This window comes from Paenibacillus mesophilus, from assembly GCF_005938385.1.
Lineage (GTDB): Bacteria > Bacillota > Bacilli > Paenibacillales > NBRC-103111 > Paenibacillus_AB > Paenibacillus_AB mesophilus.
The window spans coordinates 116,198-140,648 of record NZ_VCRA01000014.1 but is presented as its reverse complement, the minus strand read 5'-3'; the positions used below and the strand labels follow the sequence as shown (position 1 = coordinate 140,648).

Here is a 24,451-nt window from a genome sequence, read left to right as displayed (position 1 = left end):
TCCTTCCCCCTCCTATCGGATTGATTTCATCGTACTAAATCAAGGTCCTGGAAGGAATGGGGGATGACGTACATAGATGTCCTGAAGCGTATACCGGATCCAAGTTTATTTATTTGCTTTTCTCCATGTACTCTTCGAACCAGCGGTTATTCAAGCCGACGGCTTCCTCCGCGCGTCCGATAGCCTCGGATACTTGAGTCGTAGCCGTCCCGCCGTAAACGTTGCGTGCGTTAACGACGTTCTCCGGCTGAAGCACCTCGTAGATGCGATCGTCGAACAGCTCGGAAAATTGCAGAAACTCTTGAAGAGTCAAGTCCAGCAAATATTTTTGGTTTTGAATGCAGTACAGCACCGTTTTGCCGATCACTTCGTGCGCTTGCCGGAACGGCATTCCTTTGCCCGCCAAATAATCGGCGATGTCGGTCGCGTTGGAGAAATCCTGGTTGACCGCTTGGCGCATCCGGTCGCGGTTTACTTTCATCGTGGCGATCATCGGTGCGAACAGCTGTAGTGCGCCCTGCAGCGTCCGTACCGTATCGAACATGCCTTCCTTGTCTTCCTGCATATCTTTGTTGTACGCGAGCGGCAGCGCCTTCAGCACAGTCAGCATACCGATCAGATTGCCGTACACGCGTCCCGTTTTGCCGCGGACGAGCTCGGCGACGTCCGGGTTTTTCTTCTGCGGCATGATGCTGCTGCCGGTCGTGAAAGCATCGTCGAGCTCGACGAACTGGAATTCGGTGCTCGACCAGAGCACGATTTCTTCGCACAGCCGCGACAGATGTGTCATAACGAGCGACGCGTTAGCCAGAAACTCGACGATAAAATCGCGATCGCTTACCGCGTCCAGGCTATTCTCGTATACGCGTTCGAAGCCAAGCTGCTCCGCCACGAAGTGCCGATCGATCGGGAATGTCGTTCCCGCCAATGCACCCGCACCGAGAGGAAGCATGTCCACGCGCTTGTAGCTGTCGCGAAACCGCTCGATGTCCCGACCGAACATCGACACGTACGCCATCATATGGTGAGCGAACAAAATCGGCTGTGCCCGCTGCAGATGCGTATAACCCGGCACGATCGTATCGAGATTCGCTTTCGCTTGCCCGATCAGCGCTTCCTGAAGCTTCACGAGCATGCCGACGAATTCGACGACCCGCTTCCGCAAATACAGATGCATATCGGTCGCCACTTGGTCGTTGCGGCTCCGTCCGGTATGAAGCTTGCCTCCGACCGGGCCGATGATGTCGATCAGCGTCTTCTCGACATTCATATGGATGTCCTCGTCGGATACCGAGAACTCGACTTCTCCCCGGCGGATCCTCTGCAGCACTTCGTGCAGCCCGTCCTGAATTTTCTTCACGTCTTCCGCCGGCAAAATCCCGCATTTGCCGAGCATCGTTACATGTGCCAGACTTCCTTGAATGTCTTCCTCCGCAAGCTCTTTATCGAACAGGATCGAGGCCGTATATTCCTCGACGAGCTGATCCGTTTTTTTCGTAAAGCGTCCACCCCAAAGCTTCGACACGTGATCCATTCCCTCCTTGGCATTGTCGCGATTGCGCTCGAAAGGCAAGGATCGCTCCGTTCCCCGTCCGCATGAAGCAGACGTGCCCGGCGCGCCTCCTTGCCCTTCGCTCGCTCCTTGTTACATAAGCCGTTTATTTGTTTGCATTTTGGGCTACGCCGGATGCCACGCGCAGACGGAGCGCGTTCAGACGGATAAATCCGGTAGCGTCGCCTTGGTTGTACGCTTTGGAAGGATCGGCTTCCATCGTCGCGATGTCCGGGTTGTACAGGCTGACCGGGCTCTTCACGCCGGCGCCCATAATGTTGCCTTTGTACAGCTTCAAACGGACCGTTCCGGTCACGTTTTTCTGGCTTTCCGTCACCAGCGCTTGAATCGCATGGCGCTCCGGTGCAAACCAGAAGCCGTTGTATACAAGGGATGCATATTTCGAAATAAGCGAATCGCGCAAATGCATGACCTCGCGGTCCATCGTAAGCGACTCCATCTTCCGGTGGGCCGTGAACAGGATCGTACCGCCCGGAGTCTCGTACACGCCGCGGCTCTTCATGCCGACGAAGCGGTTCTCGACCATGTCGACGCGGCCAATGCCGTGCTTGCCGCCCAGCTCGTTCAACGTTTCCATCGCTTCAAGCGGATTCAGCCGCTTGCCGTTGACGGCTACGCAGTTGCCTTGCTCGAATTCGAGCTCGATATATTCGGCTTCGTCCGGCGCTTCTTCCGGCGCGCGGCTCAGCACGTACATGTCGCGGTTCGAATCGGCGCTCGGATCGAACCACGGATCCTCCAGCATACCGCTCTCGAAGCTGATATGCAGCAGATTGCGGTCCGTCGAATAAGGCTTGGACGCCGTAGCGGTGACCGGAATGCCGTGCTTCTCGGCGTAAGCGATCATCTCGGCGCGGCCCGGGAACTGCTCGCGGAATTCTTCGATGCGCCAAGGGGCGATTACGTCAAGCTCCGGTGCAAGAGCGGCAGCGGTCAGCTCGAAGCGGACCTGGTCGTTGCCTTTGCCGGTTGCGCCATGCGCAATAGCCGTTGCGCCTTCCGCGCGGGCGATCTCGACCATGCGCTTCGCGATCAAAGGTCGGGCGATACTTGTGCCGAGCAAATATTGGCCTTCATACAGCGCGCCTGCCTGGAACATCGGATAGATGAAATCGCGGGCGAATTCATCGCGCAGGTCGTCGATGTAGGCTTTCGAAGCGCCGGTGCGCAGCGCTTTTTCTTCCAGCCCGTCCAGCTCGTCCTTTTGTCCGATATCGGCGGTGAACGTAATGATCTCCGCGTCGAACGATTCTTTCAGCCATGTCAAAATAACGGATGTATCCAGCCCGCCGGAGTAGGCCAATACGATTTTTTGTTTTGCCATCGTTTCTTGTCTCCCTTTCTAAACGAACTTCATCGATATATGCCAGTCCCGGCTTACGCTGCAAGGCGCAAGCCGGCTTGGATTGAACGTCAGCCCATAAGTGCGGCCATAACCGCTTTTTGCGCGTGCAGTCGGTTTTCCGCCTGATCGAAAATAATCGAATTCGGCCCTTCGAGGACGCCTTCGCTCACTTCTTCTCCGCGATGAGCCGGCAGGCAGTGCATGAACAAATAGTCTTTCTTCGCATAACGGGCCAGCTCCTCGTTGACCTGATAAGAGGCGAACGCGATCTCCCGCTCCTTCTGCTCGGCTTCGAAGCCCATGCTCGCCCATACGTCCGTGTAGACGACGTCCGCGTCGGCGATCGCTTCCTTGGGATCGCGCGTCAGAAGCAGAGAGCCGCCCGTAAGCGCCGCGTTCTCGCGCGAATTTTTCACAACCTCCTGATCGGGGTCGTAACCTTCCGGGGACGCCACCGCCATGTGGAGGCCGAGCTTGGCCGCTCCCATCATTAAGGAGTGTACCATATTATTCCCGTCGCCGATATACGCGATTTTCAGCCCTTCCAGCTTGCCCTTCTTCTCCAGTACCGTCTGGTAGTCGGCAAGCGCCTGGCAAGGGTGCGAGCGGTCCGTCAGTCCGTTAATGACCGGAACGGTCGCTCCGCGGGCGAGATCGATCACCGTACGGTGGGCGTAAGTACGGATCATGATGCCGTCCAAGTAGCGAGACATCGTTTGCGCCGTATCCCAGATCGTTTCGCCGCGCCCGAGCTGCAAATCGTTTTTGCTGAGAAATAGCGCATGGCCGCCCAACTGGTACATGCCTACCTCGAACGAAACGCGCGTACGGGTGGAAGACTTCTCGAATATCATGCCGAGCGTTTTGCCTTTCAACGGCTGGTGGCTGTCACCCGCTTTTTGCTTCTTCTTCAAGTCGATCGCCAGATCGATCAAATAGCGGATTTCTTCCGGCTTATAATCAACCAGCCCGAGAAAATCGCGGCCCTTCAGACTGGCCGCCATATCTTGCAGCAATGTTTCCGACATCGTGTTTCCCCCTCTAAGCAGGGCGGATTCCGCGCGGAACCGCCCAATTATGTGCCATATTGCTTAATATTCGACATTTCGCGGCTTCGATCAATTGACCGATGCGGCCGCCTTTTGCGCCAATACGGAAGCGATAATATCGATCCCTTTGTCCGCATCGTCGCGGGTAACGAGCAGGTTCGGAAGCAGCCGGATCACGTTCGGCCCCGCCCCCGTAACCAATAACCCCGCTTCATGGATCGCGGGTATGAAATCGGACGCCGGCAGCGTGCACTCGATGCCGATCAGAAGTCCTTTGCCGCGAATTTGCTTCACGAGAGGATTGCCGCCCAGCTTGGCGTTAAGCTGAGCGATGAAGTATTCGCCCATCTCCGCAGCCCGCTGCGGCAATTTGTCCTCGACCAGCGTCTCGACCGTAGCGATCCCCGCTGCCGTAGCGATCGGCGTTCCGCCGAAAGTGGAGCCGTGGCTGCCCGCGGAGAATGCTTCCCGCAGCTTCGCCTTGCCGAGCATCGCCCCGATCGGGAATCCGCTGGCCAGACCTTTCGCCAGTGTAAAAATGTCCGGCTCGATGCCGTAATGCTCGTAGGCGAACAGCTTGCCCGTCCGGCCCATGCCGGTCTGGATCTCGTCGATGATGAGCAGCAAATCGTGCTCTTTGCACAGTCGTACGGCTTCCTGCACAAACTCCGCGTCGGCCGGGTTTACGCCGCCTTCGCCTTGTACGAGTTCGAGCATAATCGCGCACGTTTTGTCCGTTATATAGCTCTTCAATGCATTCGCATCGTTGTAAGGAGCGTATACGAATCCTTCCGGCAGCGGATGGAAGCCTTCCTTCACCTTTTCTTGCCCGGTCGCCGTCAACGTAGCCAGCGTCCGGCCGTGGAACGACGTGTGGAAGGTGATGATTTCATAGCGCGGTTTGCCGAGCACCTTGGCATTGTAACGGCGCGCCAGCTTGATCGCGGCTTCGTTCGCTTCCGCCCCGCTGTTGCAGAAGAAGACGGCGTCCGCGCAGCTGTTATCGACCAATAGCCGGGCCAGCTTCTCCTGGTTCGGGATATGGAACAGGTTGCTCACGTGCCACAGCTCGCCGAGCTGCTCGACAAGCTTTTCCTTGACCCGCTCCGGCACGTGGCCCAAGTTCGTGACCGCCAGTCCGCTGGCGAAATCGAGATATTGTTTCCCTTTATCGTCCCATAGACGGCTGCCTTCCCCTTTGACGAGCGTGATCGGGAATCTGGCGTACGTCGGGAACAGCGCACTCTGTTGCTCGCTCACAAGTCCTCACTCCATTTCGATTCGTATTGGTTCTGATGAAAAGGCCTGTCTACCGTTGGATACGCGTACCGATCTTGTCGCCCCGCAGCACCTTGCTCAGCACTTCCGGCTCCGTTCCGTTAACGATGACGACCTCTTGTACTTGTCCTTGTATGCATTGGATCGCGGCGCGTACTTTCGGGATCATCCCGCCGTAAATATCGCCGTCGGCGATCATTCGCTCGATCTCCGCTACCGTCACTACCGGCAACACGCGCTTCTCGCCGTCCACGCTCTTCATAATACCGGGAACGTCGGTAACGACGATCATCCGCTCTACGCCCAAATGAGAAGCAACGGCGCCTGCCGCCGTATCGGCGTTAATGTTGTAGCGCTGCGCGTTATCGCCGAGCCCGACCGGTGCGATGACCGGCATATAGCCCATTTCAACGATTCCTTGAATAATGGCCGCATTTACGTTCGTCACGTCGCCTACCAGTCCGACTTCATGGGCGTTGGCTACCGGCTTGGCTTGGATCAAATGGCCGTCCACGCCGGACAGGCCGATCGCTTTCGCCCCAGACTGCTGGATTTTGCGGACGATTTCTTTGTTGATTTGGCCGGACAGCACCATCTCGACTACGTCCAGCACCGCTTCGTTCGTCTTGCGCAAGCCGTTCACGAACTCCGTCTCGATGCCGAGCTTGCCGAGCGTGTCGGAAATGGCGGGCCCCCCGCCGTGGACGATGACTGGGATCGTTCCTTCTTCCTGCAGCTTCTTCAAATCCAGGAAAAAAGCATCGGGCAGCGCCGCGAGCGTGCTCCCGCCGCATTTCATTACAAAACAGCCGTTGCTCATGCAAAACTTGCTCCTTTACCTGCTAAGGAGCCGCGATGAATCCATACGCAGCCCCTTACGTATGATCGATGGTTAAGTCCGGTATGCCGCGTTAATGCGGACGTAATCGTAGGTCAAGTCGCAGCCCCAAGCCGTAGCCGAGCAGCCGCCCATATGCAAATCGACATGAATGAGGACAAAATCGCCTTTTAAATATTCCGCTGCCTTCTCTTCGTCAAATTTCACCGGTCGCGATTGATCGAGCGTCACGATATCGCCCAAACGGATATCTACCGTCTCCGTATTCACGGGATATCCGGCTCGGCCTACCGCGGCGATGATGCGCCCCCAGTTGGCATCGGCTCCGAAGCAAGCCGATTTCACCAGGCTCGAACCGATAACCGTCTTCGCAAACGCACGAGCCGCTTCAACCGACTCCGCCCCTACCACGCTTACCTCGATCAGCTTGGTCGCGCCTTCGCCGTCGCGGGCGATCGCCTTCGCCAGCACCTCGCCGACGTAGCGGAAACCGGCCGCGAAAGCTTCCCAGTCGGCGTGCTCTTCGTTCAGCTCGCTATTGCCGGCCAAGCCGCTCGCCATGGTGACGACCATATCGTTCGTGCTCGTGTCGCCGTCGACCGTAATCATGTTGAACGTCGTATCCGTCGACTCGTTCAGCAGCTTCTGAAGCGCTGCGGAAGAAATCGCCGCATCGGTCGTAATGAAGCCGAGCATCGTCGCCATGTTCGGATGAATCATCCCCGAGCCTTTGGCCGCGCCTGCAATATGTACCGTGCGGCCGTCAACCGTCAGCTTGACGCATATCGTTTTCTTCACCAGGTCGGTCGTCAATATCGCTTGGCTGAATTGGTCCCCGCCTTCATCCGTGGCCGAAACCCGCGAAGGCAAACCGGCGATGCCCGCCGTCACTTTGTCCATCTTCAGAAGCTCGCCGATAACGCCGGTCGAAGTGACGCCTACGTAATGATCCGGTACGCCGAACATCCGTGCCGCCTCCGAACGCATCGTCCGTGCATCGTCCTCTCCTTGCTTGCCAGTGCACGCGTTCGCATTGCCGCTGTTGACTAACATAACCTGCAGCTTGCCTTCCACGGCGATGCTTTCTTTCGTCACCTTGAGCGGAGCCGCTTGGAACGCGTTGAGCGTATACACGCCCGCCGCAGCCGCCGGAACGTCGCATACGATGACGCCCAAATCGTTGCGCTGCGTCTTCTTGAGGCCGCAATGCAGCCCGCCGGCCCGAAACCCGAGAGGAGTCGTAACCGAACCGTTATCCACTACTACAAACTCGTTATGCTGCGCCATACCGCAACCATCACCATCTTTCTTCTACATGCAGAGGCTATTAAACTTACTTTTTTGAAGCTTCACCTTTTGGGGTGAACTCCGGGTCCCCCGTAAAGTACTCGGACTACGCTGAGAAGCTTTACTTCACTTTAAGGGTAATTACGGGTAGACAGGCGTAAACGCCAGGCCCGTTCCTTCATCCCAGCCCATCATCAGGTTCAAATTTTGAACCGCTTGGCCGGCCGCGCCTTTTACTAAATTGTCGATAACCGAAATGACCGTTACTCTGTTCGTCCGTCCGTCTACGGAAACGCCGATATCGCAATAGTTGGAGCCGAGCACTTCTTTCGTCGCAGGCCATTTGCCCGCCGGACGAATTCGCACGAAGCGGCGCCCTTCATAGTAATGACGGAACAGCTCGAGCACTTCCTCGTCCGTCCTCGGCTGAGTCAGCTTTGCGTAGCTCGTCACGAGAATACCCCGGGTCATCGGCAGCAAATGGGTCGTGAACGTCATCGTCACTTCCTGGCCCGCCACACGGCTGAGCGTCTGCTCGATTTCCGGCGTATGCTGGTGCCGGTTTACTTTATAAGCGAGCGTATTCTCATTGATTTCCGAATAATGGAACGTCAAGGACAACCCGCGCCCGCCTCCGGAAACGCCCGTCTTCGCGTCGGAAATGATCGTCGAGGAATCGATCCAACCTTTGGCCAGAAGAGGCACGAGGCCGAGCGTAGTCGCCGTAGGGAAGCATCCCGGGTTGGCGATCAGGTCCGCACCTTTCACTTCGTCGCCGAACACCTCGCACAAGCCGTAGATCGCGCGCTCCAAATACGCCGGATCGGCTGGCTTATGCTTATACCATTTCTCGTACAAATCCCCACTCTTCAGCCGCAAATCGCCGGACACGTCGATCACTTTCAGGCCGGCATCTACCAGCTTCGGAGACAGCTCCGTGCTGACTCCGTGCGGCGTCGCCAGAAATACGACATCGGCCTTGCCTTTAATGGCCTCTACATCAATAGCTTCCAATCGCTCCGTAATAATTTCCGATAAATGCGGATATCCTTCGGCGTATAAAGCGCCTGCGCTGGAAGACGAAATGACCGACGTAATCTCCACCTCCGGATGCTGCAGCAGCAGCCGGATCAATTCCACGCCTCCATAGCCGGTCGAACCTATGATAGCCGCACGTAATTTGCCTCCCATGGCAAACCCTCCCCATGATGAAACTTTGCTCTTCCTATGATGCCGTCCCTTGAAACATATGCATCATTATACATTCAAGAGAATAATAATTCAATCTCTTTTTTTAAAAGCCCTTCATCGATCATACGGAATATTGTCCACGACTGCAATAGGTTTTACAAGCTCAGCCGTGCAGCTTGAACCCTTCCCCCAACACTTCGTTTGCATCGGTTAATATGACAAAAGCATTCGGATCGACCGACCTGACGATCGTCTTCAGCCGGGTCACCTCCGTTTGGCTGACGACCACCATCAGTGTCGGTCGGTCTTCCCCCGTATAACCGCCCCGGCCGTCCAGCAAAGTCAAGCCCCGATCAAGCTCGAACAAGATCGCGTCGCGGATGGGCTCCATTTCCTTGGTCATAATGAACGCAACCTTAGAGTATCGGAATCCGATCTGCACGATATCGATTGTCTTCGTCGTCACGAATAGTCCGATCAGCGCGTAAAGCGCTTTTTCCGGCGAGAAGACAACCCCCGCAGCCAAAATAACCGCCCCATCGAGCAAGGCTACGGCTAATCCGTAACCAAGCCCGGTCCATTTATGAATAAGCTGGGCGGCCGAGTCCAGCCCGCCGGTCGAGCCCCTGCCGCGAAACACGATACCTAGCCCGGCCCCGATCCCGATGCCTCCATAGATGGTAGCGAGCAGCGCGTTCGTCGTGAGCGGTCCGAGGTCGCGGGTCAGCAGCACGAATAAAGGCAGCACGACGGAGGCGACCGCCGTCTTCAACCCGAACTGTCCGCCCAGAAAAAGCATGCCCAAAATAAACAGCGGGATATTGAGCACCCATTGCATGACGGCGGGCTCGATGCCGAACAACTGCTGTATAATAGTGGATATGCCGGCCACTCCACCGGAGGCGATTTGATTCGGATTCAGAAAAAAATTGAAGCTGAGCGCTATAGTCAGGCAGCCTGCCAGCAGCAAGCCGTATTCGATCACCTGATGCAGCGGACTTCCGATCCGTATGGCGGGATGTTTGCGGCGCATCGACGCCCTCCTCGTTTCAGTCTACTCGGACTTTATGAAGGAAAAAAATCCTACACACTGTGTAGGATAAACGTTCCCCCGAATAATTATGAAGCTTATTCCGGTTTAATTTGGTGCCGCAGATAAGCATCGATAAACGGATTGATATCTCCGTCCATAACGGCCTGCACGTTGCCCGTCTCCGCCTGAGTCCTGTGGTCTTTCACCATACTGTAAGGGTGAAACACGTAAGAACGGATTTGGCTGCCCCATGCGATATCCGATTGTTCACCGCGAATTTCGGCCAGATGCTTGGCCTGCTCTTCCAGCTTCTTCTCGTACAGCTTCGATCTGAGCATTTTCATCGCGCGTTCGCGGTTTTGGATCTGAGACCGTTCCAACTGGCATGCAACGACGATGCCACTCGGAATGTGAGTGATCCGTACGGCCGATTCGGTCCGGTTGACGTGCTGACCTCCAGCGCCGCTGGCCCGGTACGTATCGACTCTCAAATCCTCCGTGCGGATTTCGATCTCCACGTCTTCCTCGATCTCCGGCACGACGTCGCAAGATACGAACGACGTATGCCTTCGGCCCGAAGCATCGAACGGCGAGATGCGGACCAGGCGGTGCACGCCTTTCTCCGCTTTCAAGTAACCATAGGCGTTGTGTCCTTTAATGGACAACGTTACGCTTTTGACACCGGCTTCGTCACCCGGCAAGTAGTCGAGCAGCTCGACCTTGAAGCCCTGCTTCTCCGCATAGCGGCGATACATGCGCAGCAGCAAGTCCGCCCAGTCCTGGGACTCCGTGCCTCCCGCGCCGGGGTGAAGCTCGAGAATGCAGTCGTACTTGTCGTAAGGCTGGTTAAGCAGCAGCTGCAGCTCGAAGCCTTGCAACTTCGCATGCAGCTCGCGAATGCTGGCGGTAAGGTCCGCCGCCATGCTCTCGTCGCCCTCTTCTTCGGCCAGCTCCAGCATGACCTCGATATCATCGTATGCGGAGGCAAGCCCCTGAAACTCGTCTACGACCGATTTGACCGCGTTCATCTCTCCGATCACTTTCTGCGCTTTCTCGTTGTCGTCCCAGAAATCGGGCGCAGCCATCTTCTCCTCAAAATTGCCGATTTGTTCCAGCTTCAGATCTAAGTCAAAGAGACCCCCTAAGGTCTTGGATTCGTTTCGCCACTTCTCGTAAATCTTGCTTTACATCCGCTTCCAACATAATTACGATCACCTCTAAAGTTTGTTTTCTTCCTATTCCGGCATAGGGAAGCCCCCTTGCTTAGGGGGCTCTCCTCGTACCGCTCTGCTGTTTATTGAAGGCAGCGCGCGACAAACGATTATTTACCGTGGCACTGCTTGAATTTTTTGCCGCTTCCGCATGGACACGGATCGTTGCGACCGACTTTATCCTCGGCTTTGGCCGGCTGCTTGCCCTCCGCCTCGCCCTTCGGATCGACGGCTTGCCCTTCCATGACGACTTGGCGCTCGAGATTCGATTCGACGTGGGCCTTCATAATGTACTTGGCCACTTCCTCCTGGATGCTCTCGATCATTTCCTGGAACATCTCGAAGCCTTCGAACTGATACTCGCGAAGCGGATCGGTGCCCCCGTAAGCGCGGAGATGGATCCCTTGGCGAAGCTGCTCCATCGCGTCGATATGGTCCATCCATTTGCTGTCCACCGCACGAAGCACGACCACCTTCTCGAATTCGCGCATCGTCTCTTCGCCCATCTCTTGCTCGCGCTGATCGTAGAGCTCTCTCACCAGGTTTTGGATGTGCTCGACGATTTCATCGCTTTCCTTCGCCCACAACTCGTCAGCCGTCAATTGGCCTTCCTGCAGGAAGGTCGTGTTTGCATAATCGGCAATCGCGGCCAAGTCCCATTCCTCCGGTACTTGATCGCTAGGAGTGTGCGCCTTCACGATACGCTCGATTACCGGCATAATCATGTTAAGCGTAATTTCTTTAATGTTCTCATGCTCCAGAACTTCACGGCGCTGCTTGTAAATGATTTCGCGCTGCTGGTTCATGACGTCGTCATATTGCAAGACGACTTTCCGTGTGTCGAAGTTGTTGCCCTCGACCCGTCTCTGTGCGGACTCGATCGCCTTCGTGATGAGCTTGCTCTCAATCGGCTGATCTTCTTCAAACCCGATGCGCTCCATCATGCCCATGATGTTCTCCGCACCGAATCGGCGCATCAGCTCGTCTTCCATCGACAAGTAAAACTGCGACGAGCCCGGGTCGCCTTGACGGCCGGCGCGTCCGCGAAGCTGGTTGTCGATCCGTCGGCTTTCATGCCGCTCCGTACCTATAATATGCAGCCCGCCGAGGTTCGGAACGCTTTCTCCGAGCACAATGTCCGTTCCGCGTCCGGCCATGTTCGTAGCGATCGTCACGGCGCCGTGCTGACCGGCTCTCGAAACAATCTCGGCTTCCTCCGCATGGTGCTTCGCATTCAATACTTTATGCTGAATGCCCTTCTTCTTCAGCATCTCGGACAATCGCTCGGAATTTTCGATCGATACGGTACCGACAAGCACCGGCTGTCCGTTCTTGTGGCGCTCCACGATTTGATCCACTACCGCTTTGAATTTGCCGTTTACGCTCTTGTATACAACATCCGGCGCATCGTTACGAATCATCGGCCTGTTGGTCGGGACAACGACAACCTCGAGCCCGTAAATTTTCTTGAGCTCTTCTTCCTCCGTCTTCGCCGTACCGGTCATACCGGACAGCTTGCGGTACATCCGGAAGTAGTTTTGGAGCGTGATCGTAGCGAGCGTCATGCTTTCGTTCTGTACCTTCAACTGCTCTTTCGCTTCGATCGCCTGATGCAGCCCGTCGCTGTAACGGCGGCCGACCATAAGACGTCCGGTAAATTCGTCGACGATGATGACTTCGTCCTCTTGCACGACGTAATCGACGTCTCGCTTCATAATGACATGCGCCTTCAAAGCCTGAGTAATATGATGGTTAAGCGTAACGTTCGCGTGGTCGTACAAGTTTTCGATGCCGAACGTTTTCTCCGCTTTCGCTACCCCGGCTTCGGTCAAATTGACCGAACGCACTTTAATATCGACCACATAGTCTTCTTCCACGGTCAAACGCTTCACGAAGCGATCGGCGGAATAGTACAAGTCGGTCGACTTGGCGGCTTGTCCGGAAATGATAAGGGGCGTCCGCGCTTCATCGACAAGGATCGAATCCACTTCGTCGATGACGGAGAAATAAAGCGGCCGCTGAACCATTTGTTCTTTGTACAGCACCATGTTATCGCGCAAATAATCGAACCCGAACTCATTGTTCGTGCCGTACGTCACATCGCAAGCATAGGCGGCTTGCTTGTCATGATGGGACAAGCTGTTCAAATTAACCCCGACCGTCATGCCGAGAAACTCGTATATTTTCCCCATCTCGGCGCTGTCCCGTCCGGCCAAATATTCGTTGACCGTCACGACGTGCACGCCTTTGCCCGTCAGCGCGTTCAAATAGACCGGTAGCGTACCTACGAGCGTCTTGCCTTCCCCGGTTCTCATCTCTGCGATTTTGCCTTCATGCAGCACCATGCCGCCGATCAGCTGTACGTCATAATGCCTTTTGCCCAGTGTTCTTAAAGAAGCTTCCCGCACAACGGCGAACGCTTCCGGAAGCAGATCGTCCAGCTCTTCGCCTTGCTCCAGCCTTGATCTGAATTCCACCGTTTTATTCCGGAGCTGTTCGTCCGTTAACGGCTTCATTTCCGGCTCCAGCCCGTTGATCACTTCGACGGTCTTAAGCAGGCGTTTGATTTCACGATCATTGGTATCGCCAAATATTTTTTTTACGAGTCCTAGCATGCGAGAACCCCTTTCACTATACGTAGTTCGTCCTTGGAACAAACTCAATGGATAGATGGAATATGGCCGCTTGTCCGCGAAACCGGTTTGCATAAATTGTAACAGTTTGCGCCAGTCGCCGCAACAATCGGGTTGGTGGTGAAAATTGCCCTACGCCAATTCCGGGATAGCCATCGTGCCGATCGCCCACAACATCAGCAGCATGTATGCAATCAATCCGAAGTAGGCGAACCCGTACCCGAGCCGCGCTTTCGCCGGAACCTCATAATAGGTCTCGCTTTCATGAGTATGGCCTAGTACCGTCGCAACTATGACAAGCTTGTGCTCCTCCTCATCGGTCTTTCTCGCAACCCGGAACACTTCGACCTTATCGATGACCGATTGGCCGGGTAGATCGGCCGAATGCGTAAGTCCAAGCGATTCCCACGTTACCGTAATTTGCTGTACGCCTTCCAGTGTGCTGGATGTCGTGAAGGGCAGCTCGCGTCTATGCTCTTCCCCGGGAATGAAATACCCTTGGTCAAGCAGAGGCTGCAGCGGTGTCTCCCAGTTCAGAATATGTTTGACCGGGTTCACCTTGACTTTGCGGATATACTTTTTATACAAATCATAGGCGAATAATATCCAGAAAATAATTAAAATCCAAGCCTGCATAAACACGATAAGCAGCGCCCCGCCGATCAAGCCGACGATCCACAGCCACCGGCTGATCGCCGAAGCGATTCTGCCTCCGTCCAAGGGCTGCATGGGCAGCAAATTGAACAAATTCAAGAAAAATCCGATCTTGGCGATCACGATCCATATATACCAGCCCGGTCCGCCACCCGTCTGAAGCCCATACCAGCCAATAGCGAATGCAGCCGTAGCGCCCAAAGTCCCGATTAGGGGTCCGCCATAAGCAATATACGCTTCGGTGAGCGCATCTCTAGGATGACGCTTCATCATCACGAGCGCCCCCACGAACGGAATGAAGAAAGGCGCGCTTACCGGCAACCCTTTACGCTTGGCCGCCGCAACGTGCCCCATTTCATGAATGAAAATCATCGCAACCAGGCCAACCGCCACCTGCAGCGGAAATACGATCGTGTAGGCCCATACCGTAACCAGCATGCTCACAATAGCGGAGCCGAACTTACTGAATTTTAGCAGCGCTAGCAGCGTCTTGGCTTTGCTGAGCAAAAACAGCCCGGCCGCCCCCAACAGCCAGCCGCCGCCTCGTTTAGCCGATTTGTTCTCCATTGGCGAACCCTCCTTACGGCTTTCTACAAAAAAAGCGCATCAGTTCCTTACTACGTAAAAAAGCCCTATCCGTTTCAGGATCGGGCTTTCGGTATGCTATGTGAGTTGCCTTCGATTCAGATATGTGTTAATTCGGTTCGATCAAGCCGTATTTGCCGTCGTTTCTCTTATATACTACGTTGACTTCCTTGGAGTCCGAGTTGGCGAATACGAAAAAGTTATGGCCGACCATGTTCATTTGGAGGATCGCTTCTTCCACATCCATCGGCTTTAGATTAAAGCGCTTCGTGCGCACCAGTTCCAAATCGTCGTCTTCCTCGTCGAGGTGACGTACTGCGGTGGAGCCGTCATAAGATTCCCTGAACAATGAGCGGGTGCCGTCTCTTCGAAATTTGCGGTTGGCCTTCGTCTTATGCTTGCGGATTTGACGTTCAAGCTTCTCGGTTACCAAATCGATCGAAGCGTACATATCGTCGCTTCGCACCTCGGCGCGGAGCAGTACGCCCGGCAGCGGAATCGTCACCTCTACGGCCTGCATATTTTTAATTACGTTCAACGTGACGATCGCATCTGAGGTGGGAGCAGTTTCGAAGTACCTTTCCAGCCTTCCGATCTTTTTTGCCGCATAGTCTTTTAGAGCGTCGGTGAGCAGCAAGTTTTGTCCGCGAATGGTAAAGTTCATTGTCCAACAGCTCCTTTCATGTGGATAAAGCATGTTCGCCTTTCGCCAGGTGGAGCGAAAGAGGAAGGGCTTTATCGGGAAAAACCTCCGTGGTATCCGCCCCTTCCGGGGGTCGTCCTCAGCTGTTTTTCTTACTATCATTATATCATATTTAAATGCCCACTTCAAAAAAACTTTACAATAATTCAAAATGTTTTGTATATTCTGAAAATATAAGATAAACCTATATAACAGCAGGTTCGGGCACGTCATAATTTCAAACAAAAAAGACACCCCGGTTTCCCGGGGAGTCTTCGCTGCTAGCGTATATATTCAATCGCGGCTCGTTAGCCGGTTGATTATATCTTTACGACGTTAGCTGCTTGCGGTCCGCGTGCGCCTTCCACGATGTCGAATTCTACGGCTTGGCCTTCTTCCAAGGTTTTGAAGCCGTCCGATTGGATTGCCGAGAAATGTACGAATACGTCTCCGCCGTCTTCGCGCTCGATGAATCCATAGCCTTTCTCTGCGTTAAACCATTTAACTTTACCTTGCATGCAAAACATTCCCTTCATCTTCAAATAGCTGCGGGCTGTGCCCACATCCTGACTATACCATCCGGACCGCTTCGTGTCAACGTGAAAGCGATATCTAAAGTCCCAGTATCCGCCATTTTTTTGCTTGAGCGAATTGCGAGAAAATTTGGCTATTTACAAAAAACTCACATTATGAAAGCTTGTTTTCATTAGTTATTAACAGGGTTATCCACATTATCCACAGGCAAGTTGTTCAGTTGTGCACAATGTTAGCTCAACCATCTCTGCGCAGTTACACCGGAAAATCGGGACATGAACCTCTAAAACCCCCAATTCTTCGGAGCGGCCAAGATTTAGAGAATCGTTGCAAGTGAAATACAAAAATAACCCTGAAAATGAAACAAGACATGCCTCCTGTGCATGTCTTGTAACGCGATCATTTCTTCCGATCAAAGAAAAAGCTATTCGTATCTAGCGCGGCACCGTCGTATCCTACCCGCTGCTGCTTGGCTTGCTGAAAACGTACAAGCTTATCTTGCGCTTCTTTCTTGAAACGAATCATCGCTCGTTCTATGATAGAATCCCACTCTTGGAGTGATTGACCGGGAAATGCTCGCATGAGATCGAGACGTTCCTTATCGTCCATAAGTTCCAATAAGGTAAATAGTTCATACCGGCGCTTCATGTACTTCTCCAACTGCTCTACCGTCGCATGATCAGCATGTCCGGCCATTTGCTCGGTCAGTTCAAGCAGTTCGCGTACCGGATTAACCATGCACGGGCGCGCCCGGTTCGGCAGACGGCGCGGCTACCGTACCGGAAGGTATCGCCGCACCTCCGGCTCTCGCTCTTTTGGCGGCCTCCGCCCACGTATCGCGCAGTTCGACCAAAAAGTTTAGAACTAAATCGACCGGTGCCGGGTCTTTTTTGACGTTCGCTTCGATTAATTGGTCGATGAAGTAATCGTACAGCTTGGTCAAATGTTCCGAGATCGGAATGTTTTGATCCAGAGTGACCATCAATTCCAACAAAATTTCTTGAGCTTTCAGCAAATGCTCGTGCGCCTGGCCGTAATTTTTTTGAACAATCGCTTCTTTGGCTCCTTTGCAAGCTTTAATCGCAACGTTATATAGCAGCAGAAGCAATTGCTCCTTCGGAGCCGTCATGATCGTATTCTCTAAGTATTTGCTTTGCTGCGATGGATTTTGCTGCGGCGCTGGAGTCTTAAGCTGGCTAGGCACGGCCTGGTTCGTTGGGGGCGGTACTTGCACCGCGGCCTGCGTTACGGCTTGCGGCTGCTTTCCATAAGCTGAACGGGCCTGGGAATACGTGTTATTCACCTAAAGATGCCTCCCTAACTGGATTGAGTGGAGCCGCCCAACTGCTGGGAAAGCCAGTTGCTTTGCTGGTTCAGCTGATTGATGTACCTTTCCATTGCCGTAAACTGCGCATAGTACCGATCTTCGGCATCCTCCATGCGATCCTTCAAACGTTCGATTCGCTCGTCAATATCACTAAGGAGCTTGCCTTGGTCATACTGGGAGTACGTCATGTCGGTCGTTCCCGCGATGGATTTCAGCTTGTCGATCAGCTCTGTCGCTTTTTGGTGAAGCCTGACTGCGAATCCGTCTCCGGCATCCGCTTTCGCATTGCCATCGTCAACGGTGAACATCGCGGCTACTTCTTCCGGCCGCTCGGCGATCGCTTTTCGCAGTGTCTCTTCGTTTATGCTTAGCTTTCCGTTCTCCGTATACGACGACCCGGTCGTAATCCCGATCTGGGTCAACTGCTTCAGCTCGCTTCCGGTCATCCCGCCAACCACGCTTGCTAAGGAGTTTCGGAACGAGGACAGGGCGTTTCTCAACACATCGTCCCTCCGCAGCATCCCGCTCTTCGCTTTAGCTTCCCATGCCTTGATTTGTTCCTCGCTCATCGCTTCCTTCTGCTCGTCGGTCAGCGGTGTATAATCCCGGTCCCGGGCCTCGCTCGTTTTCGCGGTAATATCGTCAACCAGCGTGTTATATTTGTCCACGAACGATTTGATTTTATCGTAAATGGCATCCGTATCCCCGGATATGGAAACCGAGACCGCATCGGTCGTTACTTTCTTGGCGGTTACATTGAGGCCGTTCACGACAAAGCTGTTGGTCGCATATTTGGCTTCAATGCCGTTATACTCGATGACGGCATCTTTCCCTTTGGTTTCCAACTTTGTATAGTCTTGATCGGACGTTTTAGTGAAAACATTCGTTCCCGAAGCGTTTTGAAGGCCAAGCTGTTCCAGAATTTTGATCTCGTCCTGAGTCGTGCTTTCGGAAACCTCGGCGAATTCCAGCTGTTTGGACTGGTCGGCGTTAAAAAACGCCAGCTTCCCGTCACCGTTCAAATAGGCCGAGACGCCGGTCTTACCTAGCTCGGAACCGTTGATCTGGTCAATAAGGTTACCTATCGACGTATCCGCCTTGATGGAGAAATCGTAGTCTTTGCCGTCCCGGGTTATGCGGAAAAATTGTGTGTCGATCGACTTGTCTTTCGTCAACTCGGCGGAAATGACGGGAAGCAGCACGCTGTCGAACTTGACCGTTGTCGTAATCGTCTCGCCCTTTACCGTCGATACGGCGGAGCCGGACAGCTTGAATACGTTGCCCAATAAATCCGCATTCGTGCTTTTCAGCTCGAACTTGGCCGCTTCCCCCGTCGCCGGGTTGGTGAAATAAAACCGGTCCAGGCTCGCATCGTAGCTCGCATTGACTCCGGTCAGACGAGTTTTGTTATTGATATTGCCCATTACGTCGGAGATTGTGTCCGTGGGCTTGATCATGACGGTTACGCTGCCTTTATCGCCGGATAACGTAATGGATGTCGGGTCCGTTACGCCGAGCTCGGACATTTTGGCCTGATTATTTTTTTTACCGATTGCGGACGATGTCAGAGTAGCGGAGGTGGCAAGCTCTTTTACTTTAATCGTGTATACGCCTTCGATCGCTTGGTTCGTAGCCGACACCTTAACGGCTTGCTCATTCTCGGACTCGGCCTTTTTCGTCGTATAAGCGCCTTTCAGCTTCATATCGAAAGCCGCATCGCGAAAAGCGAGCACCTTCGTATTAACCGCCCGATAATCGTCCCGCTTCCATTCGATCAGTTGCTTTTGCTGCTTGACTTTGTCTATCGGCGTTTGGTATGCCTGAAGCATCTGCTTGACCAAGGAATCGGTATCCATACCGGTAGCTAACCCGCCAATTCGAAATACCATCCTGCTTTTCACTCCTTTTCAGACCGGGTCTTGCCATTCCGTCTTGAAGCGTGCTTTGCTTAAACTCTCTTATCCACCAGTACACCGGCCATCTTCATCAGATCGGCTACAAGATCGAGATGCTTTTCCGGGGGAATTTCGCGAATGACTTCCCCGGTTTCTCTGTTCATTACCTTAACCATGACTTCCTTCGTCGACTTGTGTACAGAAAAATCCAAGTAGGTAATCGGGCCTTGCACGAGCTTCAGCGCCTTCTCGACCGCGCGAATCCATTGCTCCTCGCTCATGGAAACCGGCTTGCCTTGCATTTCCGCTCTTTTGGCGTCCTCTTGGGTCATGGTGTGAGGAGCGGGTTGTTTCGGTAAATCGGGAACACCTGCAGATGGTTGAGACTGATGCGGCGGTGGCGACATTGGCGTACCCGAAACCCCTTTGACTGAACCAAGCGATGAGTCCATGGTTCCTTCCCCTTTCGAGTTCCGTTACTACATTCATCGGATCAATTCCGACGATAGTTTAGGGTGAAACGTTAATTTTTGATCAGGATGCTCATATAAGCCATCGTCGTATAGCCGTTTTCTTTCAGAAGTTTTTCCATTTTCCTCAAATATACGTCGCTATGCTCGATCGTTTTGGCGAACGACTGAATCACGAGAAGAACCCGATCCGTATCGAGCCCTTTATGGAAACCCGCGTTTCCGATCAGAAGAAGCTTGATCATGGAATAGTGGATGATCATCATGACATAGGCATCGAACAGTTCCTTGCTGCCTGTGAAAGGAAACATGTTCTTGTATACGTAGTTGACCAAATAGTTTTCAAGTATATATTCATGCTCGGCCATAAAAGGCGAGTAATCATTTTCGTAGGCGTCTGCGTAACGCTGGGCAATTTGTTCGACCGGTGTTTCCTTGGTGAACTGAATGCCGTGCAGGAAATGAGTAATGACTTCCATATAGCGGGAGCTGTTAACCCCGCTGGCGAACCGTTGATCCATAATTTCTTTGGCCAGCTTCATCTGAAGCGCCGTCTGTACCGGAACTTCGTCCAACTGCCGCTTAACGGAGTCTTGGAACAGCATGACCATGAATTCTTCGATCAGCTCCGGAATCTTCTGAACCTCTCCGGCCTGGGCCTTTTCCTGTGCTTTCTGATAGAACAAGCCAAGTAAAATGAGTCGGCTGGACAAGGAGAAAGCGCGGTGCTGCAAGACTTGAATCGTAAATATGCGTAGTTCCCAAAAGAAACGTTGAGGCTTATTCAAATATTTGACGTCGCCGGTATGCAGCTCCTTGTTCGTGGCAAACCGTGCATCGGCATCTTCTTCAATTTGGTCGAACTCCATAGGCTCCGGGTTCAGCAGAGCGAGCCGGGCAATTTCAGGACAAGATACGGTCGCGGACCGCTCCCATTGTCCATTGGTCATATTGTTGGATCTAGGGTATTGCGAGCATGTGTTGGACAAATACGATTCGCCCAAGTTTTTCTGAATGCCGCACAACTTCTCTCCGTCCAGAAACGGACAGGCTCCGCCGGCCTTCATTTTGATCTTGGCATAGTTGGCTGCCGACGGATTCGAGCGGTTGCGGGTCACATATTTATCAAGATCAGTCTGCAGATCGGCATGATCCACATCCTGGTATTTGCGATAGGTAGATTCGTCAATGTTGACGCGCCATCCGACACAACAGCTGTCCTCGCAGCTGGGGCCGATGCATTGGAATTTCCGCATATATTGCGGAACTAGGGCAAGTCTAGTTTTTGTTTTTACGGTCATCAGCGATTCCCCTCACACGACGTAATTTGGATTCAGGTAAAGATGCACGGTGTTATGCCATAAGCGATAGACAGGAACAAGTCGGGCAAGAAGCGGAGGCAATAGGTGAAACCGACGGGCCCGGAAAGCCTCGGCCATTTCGTCCAACCGCTCGCATAGCTGCTCCTGAACCGCAAACCAGCCGTCGGTTCGGTCACTGTAATCGACCTCGATAGACAGATGAACCGATCGTTCAATATGATGGATAGCATCGAGCACATCGCAATACAACGTCAAGGAAGATTCATAATAGCCCTGCTGCATTTGCCATTGCATGTGCGTCAAGCCTTCCAGACAAGTATCGGCCAGGACCAAGGTCCGTTCGCGGATTTCGTAATCGGGGGACACGTGGAAACCTCGCCTTCGTTGTTCATATTAGAAAGAAAGGGACTCTAGTCCAACTAGAGTCCCCCGGAGATTGGACCGGATTAACGGAGCAATTGCAGTACGCCTTGCGGTTGTTGGTTCGCTTGAGCCAGCATCGCTTGAGCGGCTTGGGAAAGGATGTTGTTCTTCGTGAACTCCATCATTTCTTTCGCCATATCTACGTCGCGGATACGGGACTCGGAAGCTACCAGGTTTTCGGACGATGTGCCCAAGTTGTTGATCGTGTGCTCCAAACGGTTTTGGAACGCACCCAATTGGGAACGCTGGGACGAGACCTTCTCAATAGCGTCGTTGATTACGCTCAGAGCAGCCGAAGCTTTTTCGCTCGTCGTTACGTCCAGGGCGAACTCGACGTTTTTGTTGTCGGAGCCACTGTTTACGTTCGATACTTTTGTGTAAGAAGCAACGGAGCCGTTGTTCGCTTTCACCGTACCAACCGAGCCGTCGCCGCTGATGCCCAAAGCTCCGGAACGCATATCGCCTACAGTGATCGTCATGCTTTGACCGCTGTTCGCGCCGATTTGGAACGTAGCTTGGAAGTCGCCTTCGGACGAGTTTTTGGTCGAAACAGCAGGAGCTGTAGCCGATGCGTTAGTATCCGTTTGTTTCAATACGAGCTGGCCTTTGTCGTTGACAGAAGCTTCGTATTTGTCTTTCAGTTTGGCGTTCGTATTGATAGCGTCAGCAAGAGCTTTGGATTGATCCGCAGCTGTTTGAGCTACTTTCACAGCAGTACCGTTGTCGAAGCCAACATGTTGGTTTTTATTCGTTACGAGAATTTCTTCCCCGTCAACGCTGAATCTCGATCCGCTTGCAAGCAGTTCGTCGGATTCAATAACATACTCGCCTTGAGTACCCGTACCACGTACTGCGAGATCAGTTTGTTTAAGATCAACACCAGAAGCCGTTGTTTCTTTCAAAGTAATAGTTGTTCCCGTGCCAGAAACACGATATGAATCTTTAAGAGCATCATTCAAACTAATGGCATCTCTTAGAGCTAGGGCTTGTGCAGCTGCATCGCCGCCGGAAACATTAAACTGACCCTTAGTGGCTTGAGCACCGCTTTCCACAGCTACAAACTTTTGTCCTTTGATATCGACAATATCGCCAGCTTTGAAAGGTGTCGTAACTTCAAATTGGTACTCGCCTTCTACGCCGAATGTTCCGCCAACAAATGTAGAAGAGTCATCTGTTAAACGGTTACCAAGCGTTTGCGTATCCCAATTGCCCGAAGATGTAACGGTATACTGAGTGAAGTCTTGGCCCTCAACGCCCAAAGCTCTAACCGCTTCTTGAATTTTTTCTGCTGTGTTCTTGCTCGCAGAATCAGCTGCAAGATGAATTGTTAAATTGCCATTTTCATTTACGACTTGCAGTTGGTTGGCAACAATCGCTTTACCGCCACCTGCGAAAGTCAATGTTTGACCAGCCAGATTTGTTGCTGCGGAGGCACCCGTGTCAGTGGTAAGACCAGCTGATGCGGCAGCCAAACCTGTTCCTGCGGCAAAACCTGCTGCTTTTATTCCTGTTTCAATTGTAGATAGCAATGCAGCATTTACCGTGCCGGCACTATTAACATTCCCCGAAACTGTAAGTACGCCATTTTCGGAATCCCAGCTCGTTGTTAGATCCGTCGCCATTGTTGAGGCAGAGATGTCAAATTTAACTTTTACACCATTCAAATCTGTACCATTTGCACCGGCTGTTAGATCGAAACCAGCGATAGCAGCTGTACTTGCTGTCGCAGCCGCACCACCCGCAGCAGCTTGTACAATGGTTACCGTTTTCAGGTTTCTACCGCTTGCATCTGATATCTGTAGTATATCGTCAGTACCAGAGCCCGCGACTACAGGTGAACTAACGTCGACACCAGTTGCCTGTCCAGCTATTTCTTGTAGCTTAATAGTAGCCCCAACTGAAGTGTCATCCTGGAATCTGCCTCCAAGCTGTGTTGCGTGGAGAATTGTAGCTTTTAAACTTGCCGCTTGTGTGTTTAGAACATCAATAGCACTAGCACTCGCACCAATGGAAAATTCACCTTTGGTTACATCGGCTGTACCAATTACTGCGGTGAATGTTTTTCCGCCAAAGGTAATCGTATCTCCAGCTTCCTTGAATTGAGTTGCTAAATCAAACTGATATTCACCCACCACTTCAGCAACACCACCGCTAGATACGCCCGTACTAAATGGCGCTAAAGCGGCTGAAGTATTGTCCGGTACTGCCAAGGTAAAGTCCGCTGAGAAGTTATTGCCAGCAGCATAATCGGTAGAATTAATAATCGCGTTATACAGTTCTCCTCTGTTCGCTACTACAGAAGTACCGTCAGCATTTGTTCCGACTTCAATCGTCCAAATATTCCCTGTCTTTGACATCGACGTCGCAGTCGTTCCCGCTGTAGCCTGCTTCATCTCAATGGTAATATTATTTAACGCTGTTCCACTAGCAGCAGCTGTAAAATTCATACCATTGGATAAGTTGGCCGTGGCTTTTTGCCCCTCAATACTACTTGTTGTTACAGTGAAGTTTGCGGTTGTTGCTGTCGATTGGCTAGAGGAGGCTTGTACCGTCAAGGAAGATGTAGAGGCCTTCACGCTATTATGGTTAGTCGTAATTGACGAAACCGCTCCTGCGGCTACCCCAGCAACACCATCTTTAATCGTACCAACTGTAGCAGCCGTCTCCACAACCGGAACATTCTTACCTTTCAACAGCGACTGCGTATTGAACTCGGTCGTATTGCCGATCCGGTTGATCTCGGAAGTCAGCTGGTTGATTTCTTTTTGGATTTCTTCGCGGTCGACGGATACGTTCGTGTCGTTCGCCGCTTGGGCAGCCAGCTCGCGCATACGCTGCAGGATCGAGTGAGTCTCGTTAAGAGCGCCCTCGGTCGTTTGGATCATCGAGATGCCGTCTTGCGAGTTGCGTTGAGCTTGGTCGAGACCACGGATTTGCGCCCGCATTTTCTCGGAGATTGCAAGACCTGCTGCGTCGTCGCCTGCACGGTTAATGCGCAGACCGGAAGACAATTTCTCGATCGATTTGCCGCCTGCCGAAGAGTTCGTGGTCAGCTGACGGTACGTGTTCAATGCCGCGATATTGTGATTAATTCTCATGCCTTTTCTTCCTCCCTGAAGTA

The 24,451-nt window shown here is 53.0% G+C and carries 20 protein-coding genes; all 20 read right to left on the bottom strand.

What is annotated here, in order from left to right:
* Nucleotides 1–109: 109 nt before the first annotated feature.
* Nucleotides 110–1,525 carry an argininosuccinate lyase gene (gene argH / locus FE783_RS23425; RefSeq protein WP_138881817.1) on the bottom strand — a complete coding sequence of 472 codons (1,416 nt, stop codon included), beginning with the start codon at nucleotides 1,523–1,525 and terminating at the stop codon, nucleotides 110–112.
* A gap of 133 nt (nucleotides 1,526–1,658) precedes the next feature.
* On the bottom strand, nucleotides 1,659–2,897 hold the full coding sequence (locus FE783_RS23420) for an argininosuccinate synthase (RefSeq protein ID WP_138881816.1): 1,239 nt from the start codon (nucleotides 2,895–2,897) through the stop codon (nucleotides 1,659–1,661).
* A gap of 89 nt (nucleotides 2,898–2,986) precedes the next feature.
* Nucleotides 2,987–3,946 (bottom strand): ornithine carbamoyltransferase, encoded by a 960-nt coding sequence (argF, locus tag FE783_RS23415; RefSeq protein WP_138881815.1) that lies wholly within the window; start codon nucleotides 3,944–3,946, stop codon nucleotides 2,987–2,989.
* Nucleotides 3,947–4,036: 90 nt separating this feature from the next.
* A complete protein-coding gene (locus tag FE783_RS23410; protein WP_138881814.1) occupies nucleotides 4,037–5,227 on the bottom strand; it encodes an acetylornithine transaminase in 1,191 nt (396 codons plus the stop codon).
* Between the two features lie 49 nt (nucleotides 5,228–5,276).
* The gene (gene argB, locus FE783_RS23405) at nucleotides 5,277–6,065 is read right to left on the bottom strand and encodes an acetylglutamate kinase (RefSeq protein ID WP_138881813.1); all 789 of its coding nucleotides are present in this window, start codon (nucleotides 6,063–6,065) and stop codon (nucleotides 5,277–5,279) included.
* Nucleotides 6,066–6,137: 72 nt separating this feature from the next.
* Complete coding sequence (gene argJ / locus FE783_RS23400) at nucleotides 6,138–7,370, bottom strand: bifunctional glutamate N-acetyltransferase/amino-acid acetyltransferase ArgJ (RefSeq protein ID WP_138881812.1); 1,233 nt, start codon at nucleotides 7,368–7,370, stop codon at nucleotides 6,138–6,140.
* Nucleotides 7,371–7,511: 141 nt separating this feature from the next.
* On the bottom strand, nucleotides 7,512–8,561 hold the full coding sequence (gene argC / locus FE783_RS23395) for an N-acetyl-gamma-glutamyl-phosphate reductase (RefSeq protein WP_138881811.1): 1,050 nt from the start codon (nucleotides 8,559–8,561) through the stop codon (nucleotides 7,512–7,514).
* A gap of 163 nt (nucleotides 8,562–8,724) precedes the next feature.
* Nucleotides 8,725–9,594: a YitT family protein gene (locus FE783_RS23390; RefSeq protein ID WP_138881810.1), complete on the bottom strand. Its 870-nt coding sequence runs from the start codon at nucleotides 9,592–9,594 to the stop codon at nucleotides 8,725–8,727.
* A gap of 95 nt (nucleotides 9,595–9,689) precedes the next feature.
* Nucleotides 9,690–10,797 (bottom strand): peptide chain release factor 2 gene (gene prfB / locus FE783_RS23385; RefSeq protein WP_138881809.1). Its coding sequence is split into 2 segments (ribosomal slippage): nucleotides 9,690–10,724 and nucleotides 10,726–10,797, totalling 1,107 coding nucleotides; the frame shifts between segments, so codons are not numbered across the junction.
* A gap of 118 nt (nucleotides 10,798–10,915) precedes the next feature.
* Complete coding sequence (gene secA, locus FE783_RS23380; RefSeq protein ID WP_138881808.1) at nucleotides 10,916–13,420, bottom strand: preprotein translocase subunit SecA; 2,505 nt, start codon at nucleotides 13,418–13,420, stop codon at nucleotides 10,916–10,918.
* A 150-nt stretch (nucleotides 13,421–13,570) separates the two neighbouring features.
* Nucleotides 13,571–14,659: a site-2 protease family protein gene (locus tag FE783_RS23375; RefSeq protein ID WP_138881807.1), complete on the bottom strand. Its 1,089-nt coding sequence runs from the start codon at nucleotides 14,657–14,659 to the stop codon at nucleotides 13,571–13,573.
* A 127-nt stretch (nucleotides 14,660–14,786) separates the two neighbouring features.
* A complete protein-coding gene (gene hpf / locus FE783_RS23370; RefSeq protein WP_138881806.1) occupies nucleotides 14,787–15,341 on the bottom strand; it encodes a ribosome hibernation-promoting factor, HPF/YfiA family in 555 nt (184 codons plus the stop codon).
* 338 nt (nucleotides 15,342–15,679) lie between these two features.
* On the bottom strand, nucleotides 15,680–15,877 hold the full coding sequence (locus tag FE783_RS23365; RefSeq protein ID WP_138881805.1) for a cold shock domain-containing protein: 198 nt from the start codon (nucleotides 15,875–15,877) through the stop codon (nucleotides 15,680–15,682).
* Nucleotides 15,878–16,292: 415 nt separating this feature from the next.
* Nucleotides 16,293–16,631 (bottom strand): hypothetical protein, encoded by a 339-nt coding sequence (locus FE783_RS23360; RefSeq protein ID WP_138881804.1) that lies wholly within the window; start codon nucleotides 16,629–16,631, stop codon nucleotides 16,293–16,295.
* Nucleotides 16,624–17,196, bottom strand: coding sequence for a flagellar export chaperone FliS (fliS, locus tag FE783_RS23355; protein WP_238403221.1), 573 nt, complete (start codon nucleotides 17,194–17,196; stop codon nucleotides 16,624–16,626). Before fliS ends, FE783_RS23360 begins: the two co-directional genes overlap by 8 nt.
* Before the next feature lie 14 nt (nucleotides 17,197–17,210).
* Nucleotides 17,211–19,109 (bottom strand): flagellar filament capping protein FliD, encoded by a 1,899-nt coding sequence (gene fliD, locus FE783_RS23350; RefSeq protein WP_138881803.1) that lies wholly within the window; start codon nucleotides 19,107–19,109, stop codon nucleotides 17,211–17,213.
* A 59-nt stretch (nucleotides 19,110–19,168) separates the two neighbouring features.
* Nucleotides 19,169–19,567 carry a flagellar protein FlaG gene (locus FE783_RS23345; protein WP_238403220.1) on the bottom strand — a complete coding sequence of 133 codons (399 nt, stop codon included), beginning with the start codon at nucleotides 19,565–19,567 and terminating at the stop codon, nucleotides 19,169–19,171.
* A gap of 71 nt (nucleotides 19,568–19,638) precedes the next feature.
* Nucleotides 19,639–20,886, bottom strand: coding sequence for a flagellin lysine-N-methylase (gene fliB, locus FE783_RS23340; protein WP_138881802.1), 1,248 nt, complete (start codon nucleotides 20,884–20,886; stop codon nucleotides 19,639–19,641).
* A 12-nt stretch (nucleotides 20,887–20,898) separates the two neighbouring features.
* Nucleotides 20,899–21,273 (bottom strand): DUF8042 domain-containing protein, encoded by a 375-nt coding sequence (locus FE783_RS23335; protein ID WP_138881801.1) that lies wholly within the window; start codon nucleotides 21,271–21,273, stop codon nucleotides 20,899–20,901.
* An 80-nt stretch (nucleotides 21,274–21,353) separates the two neighbouring features.
* Nucleotides 21,354–24,428 carry a flagellin N-terminal helical domain-containing protein gene (locus tag FE783_RS39020; RefSeq protein ID WP_420799762.1) on the bottom strand — a complete coding sequence of 1,025 codons (3,075 nt, stop codon included), beginning with the start codon at nucleotides 24,426–24,428 and terminating at the stop codon, nucleotides 21,354–21,356.
* Between the last annotated feature and the right edge of the window lie 23 nt (nucleotides 24,429–24,451).

Bases quoted from the DNA above. Each gene is read 5' to 3' on its own strand.
- fliB (WP_138881802.1), bottom strand. From the start codon at position 20,886: ATGACCGTAAAAACAAAAACTAGACTTGCCCTAGTTCCGCAATATATG.
- FE783_RS23390 (WP_138881810.1), bottom strand. From the start codon at position 9,594: ATGCGCCGCAAACATCCCGCCATACGGATCGGAAGTCCGCTGCATCAG.
- FE783_RS23345 (WP_238403220.1), bottom strand. From the start codon at position 19,567: ATGGACTCATCGCTTGGTTCAGTCAAAGGGGTTTCGGGTACGCCAATG.
- FE783_RS23365 (WP_138881805.1), bottom strand. From the start codon at position 15,877: ATGCAAGGTAAAGTTAAATGGTTTAACGCAGAGAAAGGCTATGGATTC.
- argF (WP_138881815.1), bottom strand. From the start codon at position 3,946: ATGTCGGAAACATTGCTGCAAGATATGGCGGCCAGTCTGAAGGGCCGC.
- hpf (WP_138881806.1), bottom strand. From the start codon at position 15,341: ATGAACTTTACCATTCGCGGACAAAACTTGCTGCTCACCGACGCTCTA.
- fliD (WP_138881803.1), bottom strand. From the start codon at position 19,109: ATGGTATTTCGAATTGGCGGGTTAGCTACCGGTATGGATACCGATTCC.
- FE783_RS23375 (WP_138881807.1), bottom strand. From the start codon at position 14,659: ATGGAGAACAAATCGGCTAAACGAGGCGGCGGCTGGCTGTTGGGGGCG.
- FE783_RS23420 (WP_138881816.1), bottom strand. From the start codon at position 2,897: ATGGCAAAACAAAAAATCGTATTGGCCTACTCCGGCGGGCTGGATACA.
- argB (WP_138881813.1), bottom strand. From the start codon at position 6,065: ATGAGCAACGGCTGTTTTGTAATGAAATGCGGCGGGAGCACGCTCGCG.
- argC (WP_138881811.1), bottom strand. From the start codon at position 8,561: ATGGGAGGCAAATTACGTGCGGCTATCATAGGTTCGACCGGCTATGGA.
- secA (WP_138881808.1), bottom strand. From the start codon at position 13,420: ATGCTAGGACTCGTAAAAAAAATATTTGGCGATACCAATGATCGTGAA.
- FE783_RS23360 (WP_138881804.1), bottom strand. From the start codon at position 16,631: ATGGTTAATCCGGTACGCGAACTGCTTGAACTGACCGAGCAAATGGCC.
- FE783_RS39020 (WP_420799762.1), bottom strand. From the start codon at position 24,428: ATGAGAATTAATCACAATATCGCGGCATTGAACACGTACCGTCAGCTG.
- argJ (WP_138881812.1), bottom strand. From the start codon at position 7,370: ATGGCGCAGCATAACGAGTTTGTAGTAGTGGATAACGGTTCGGTTACG.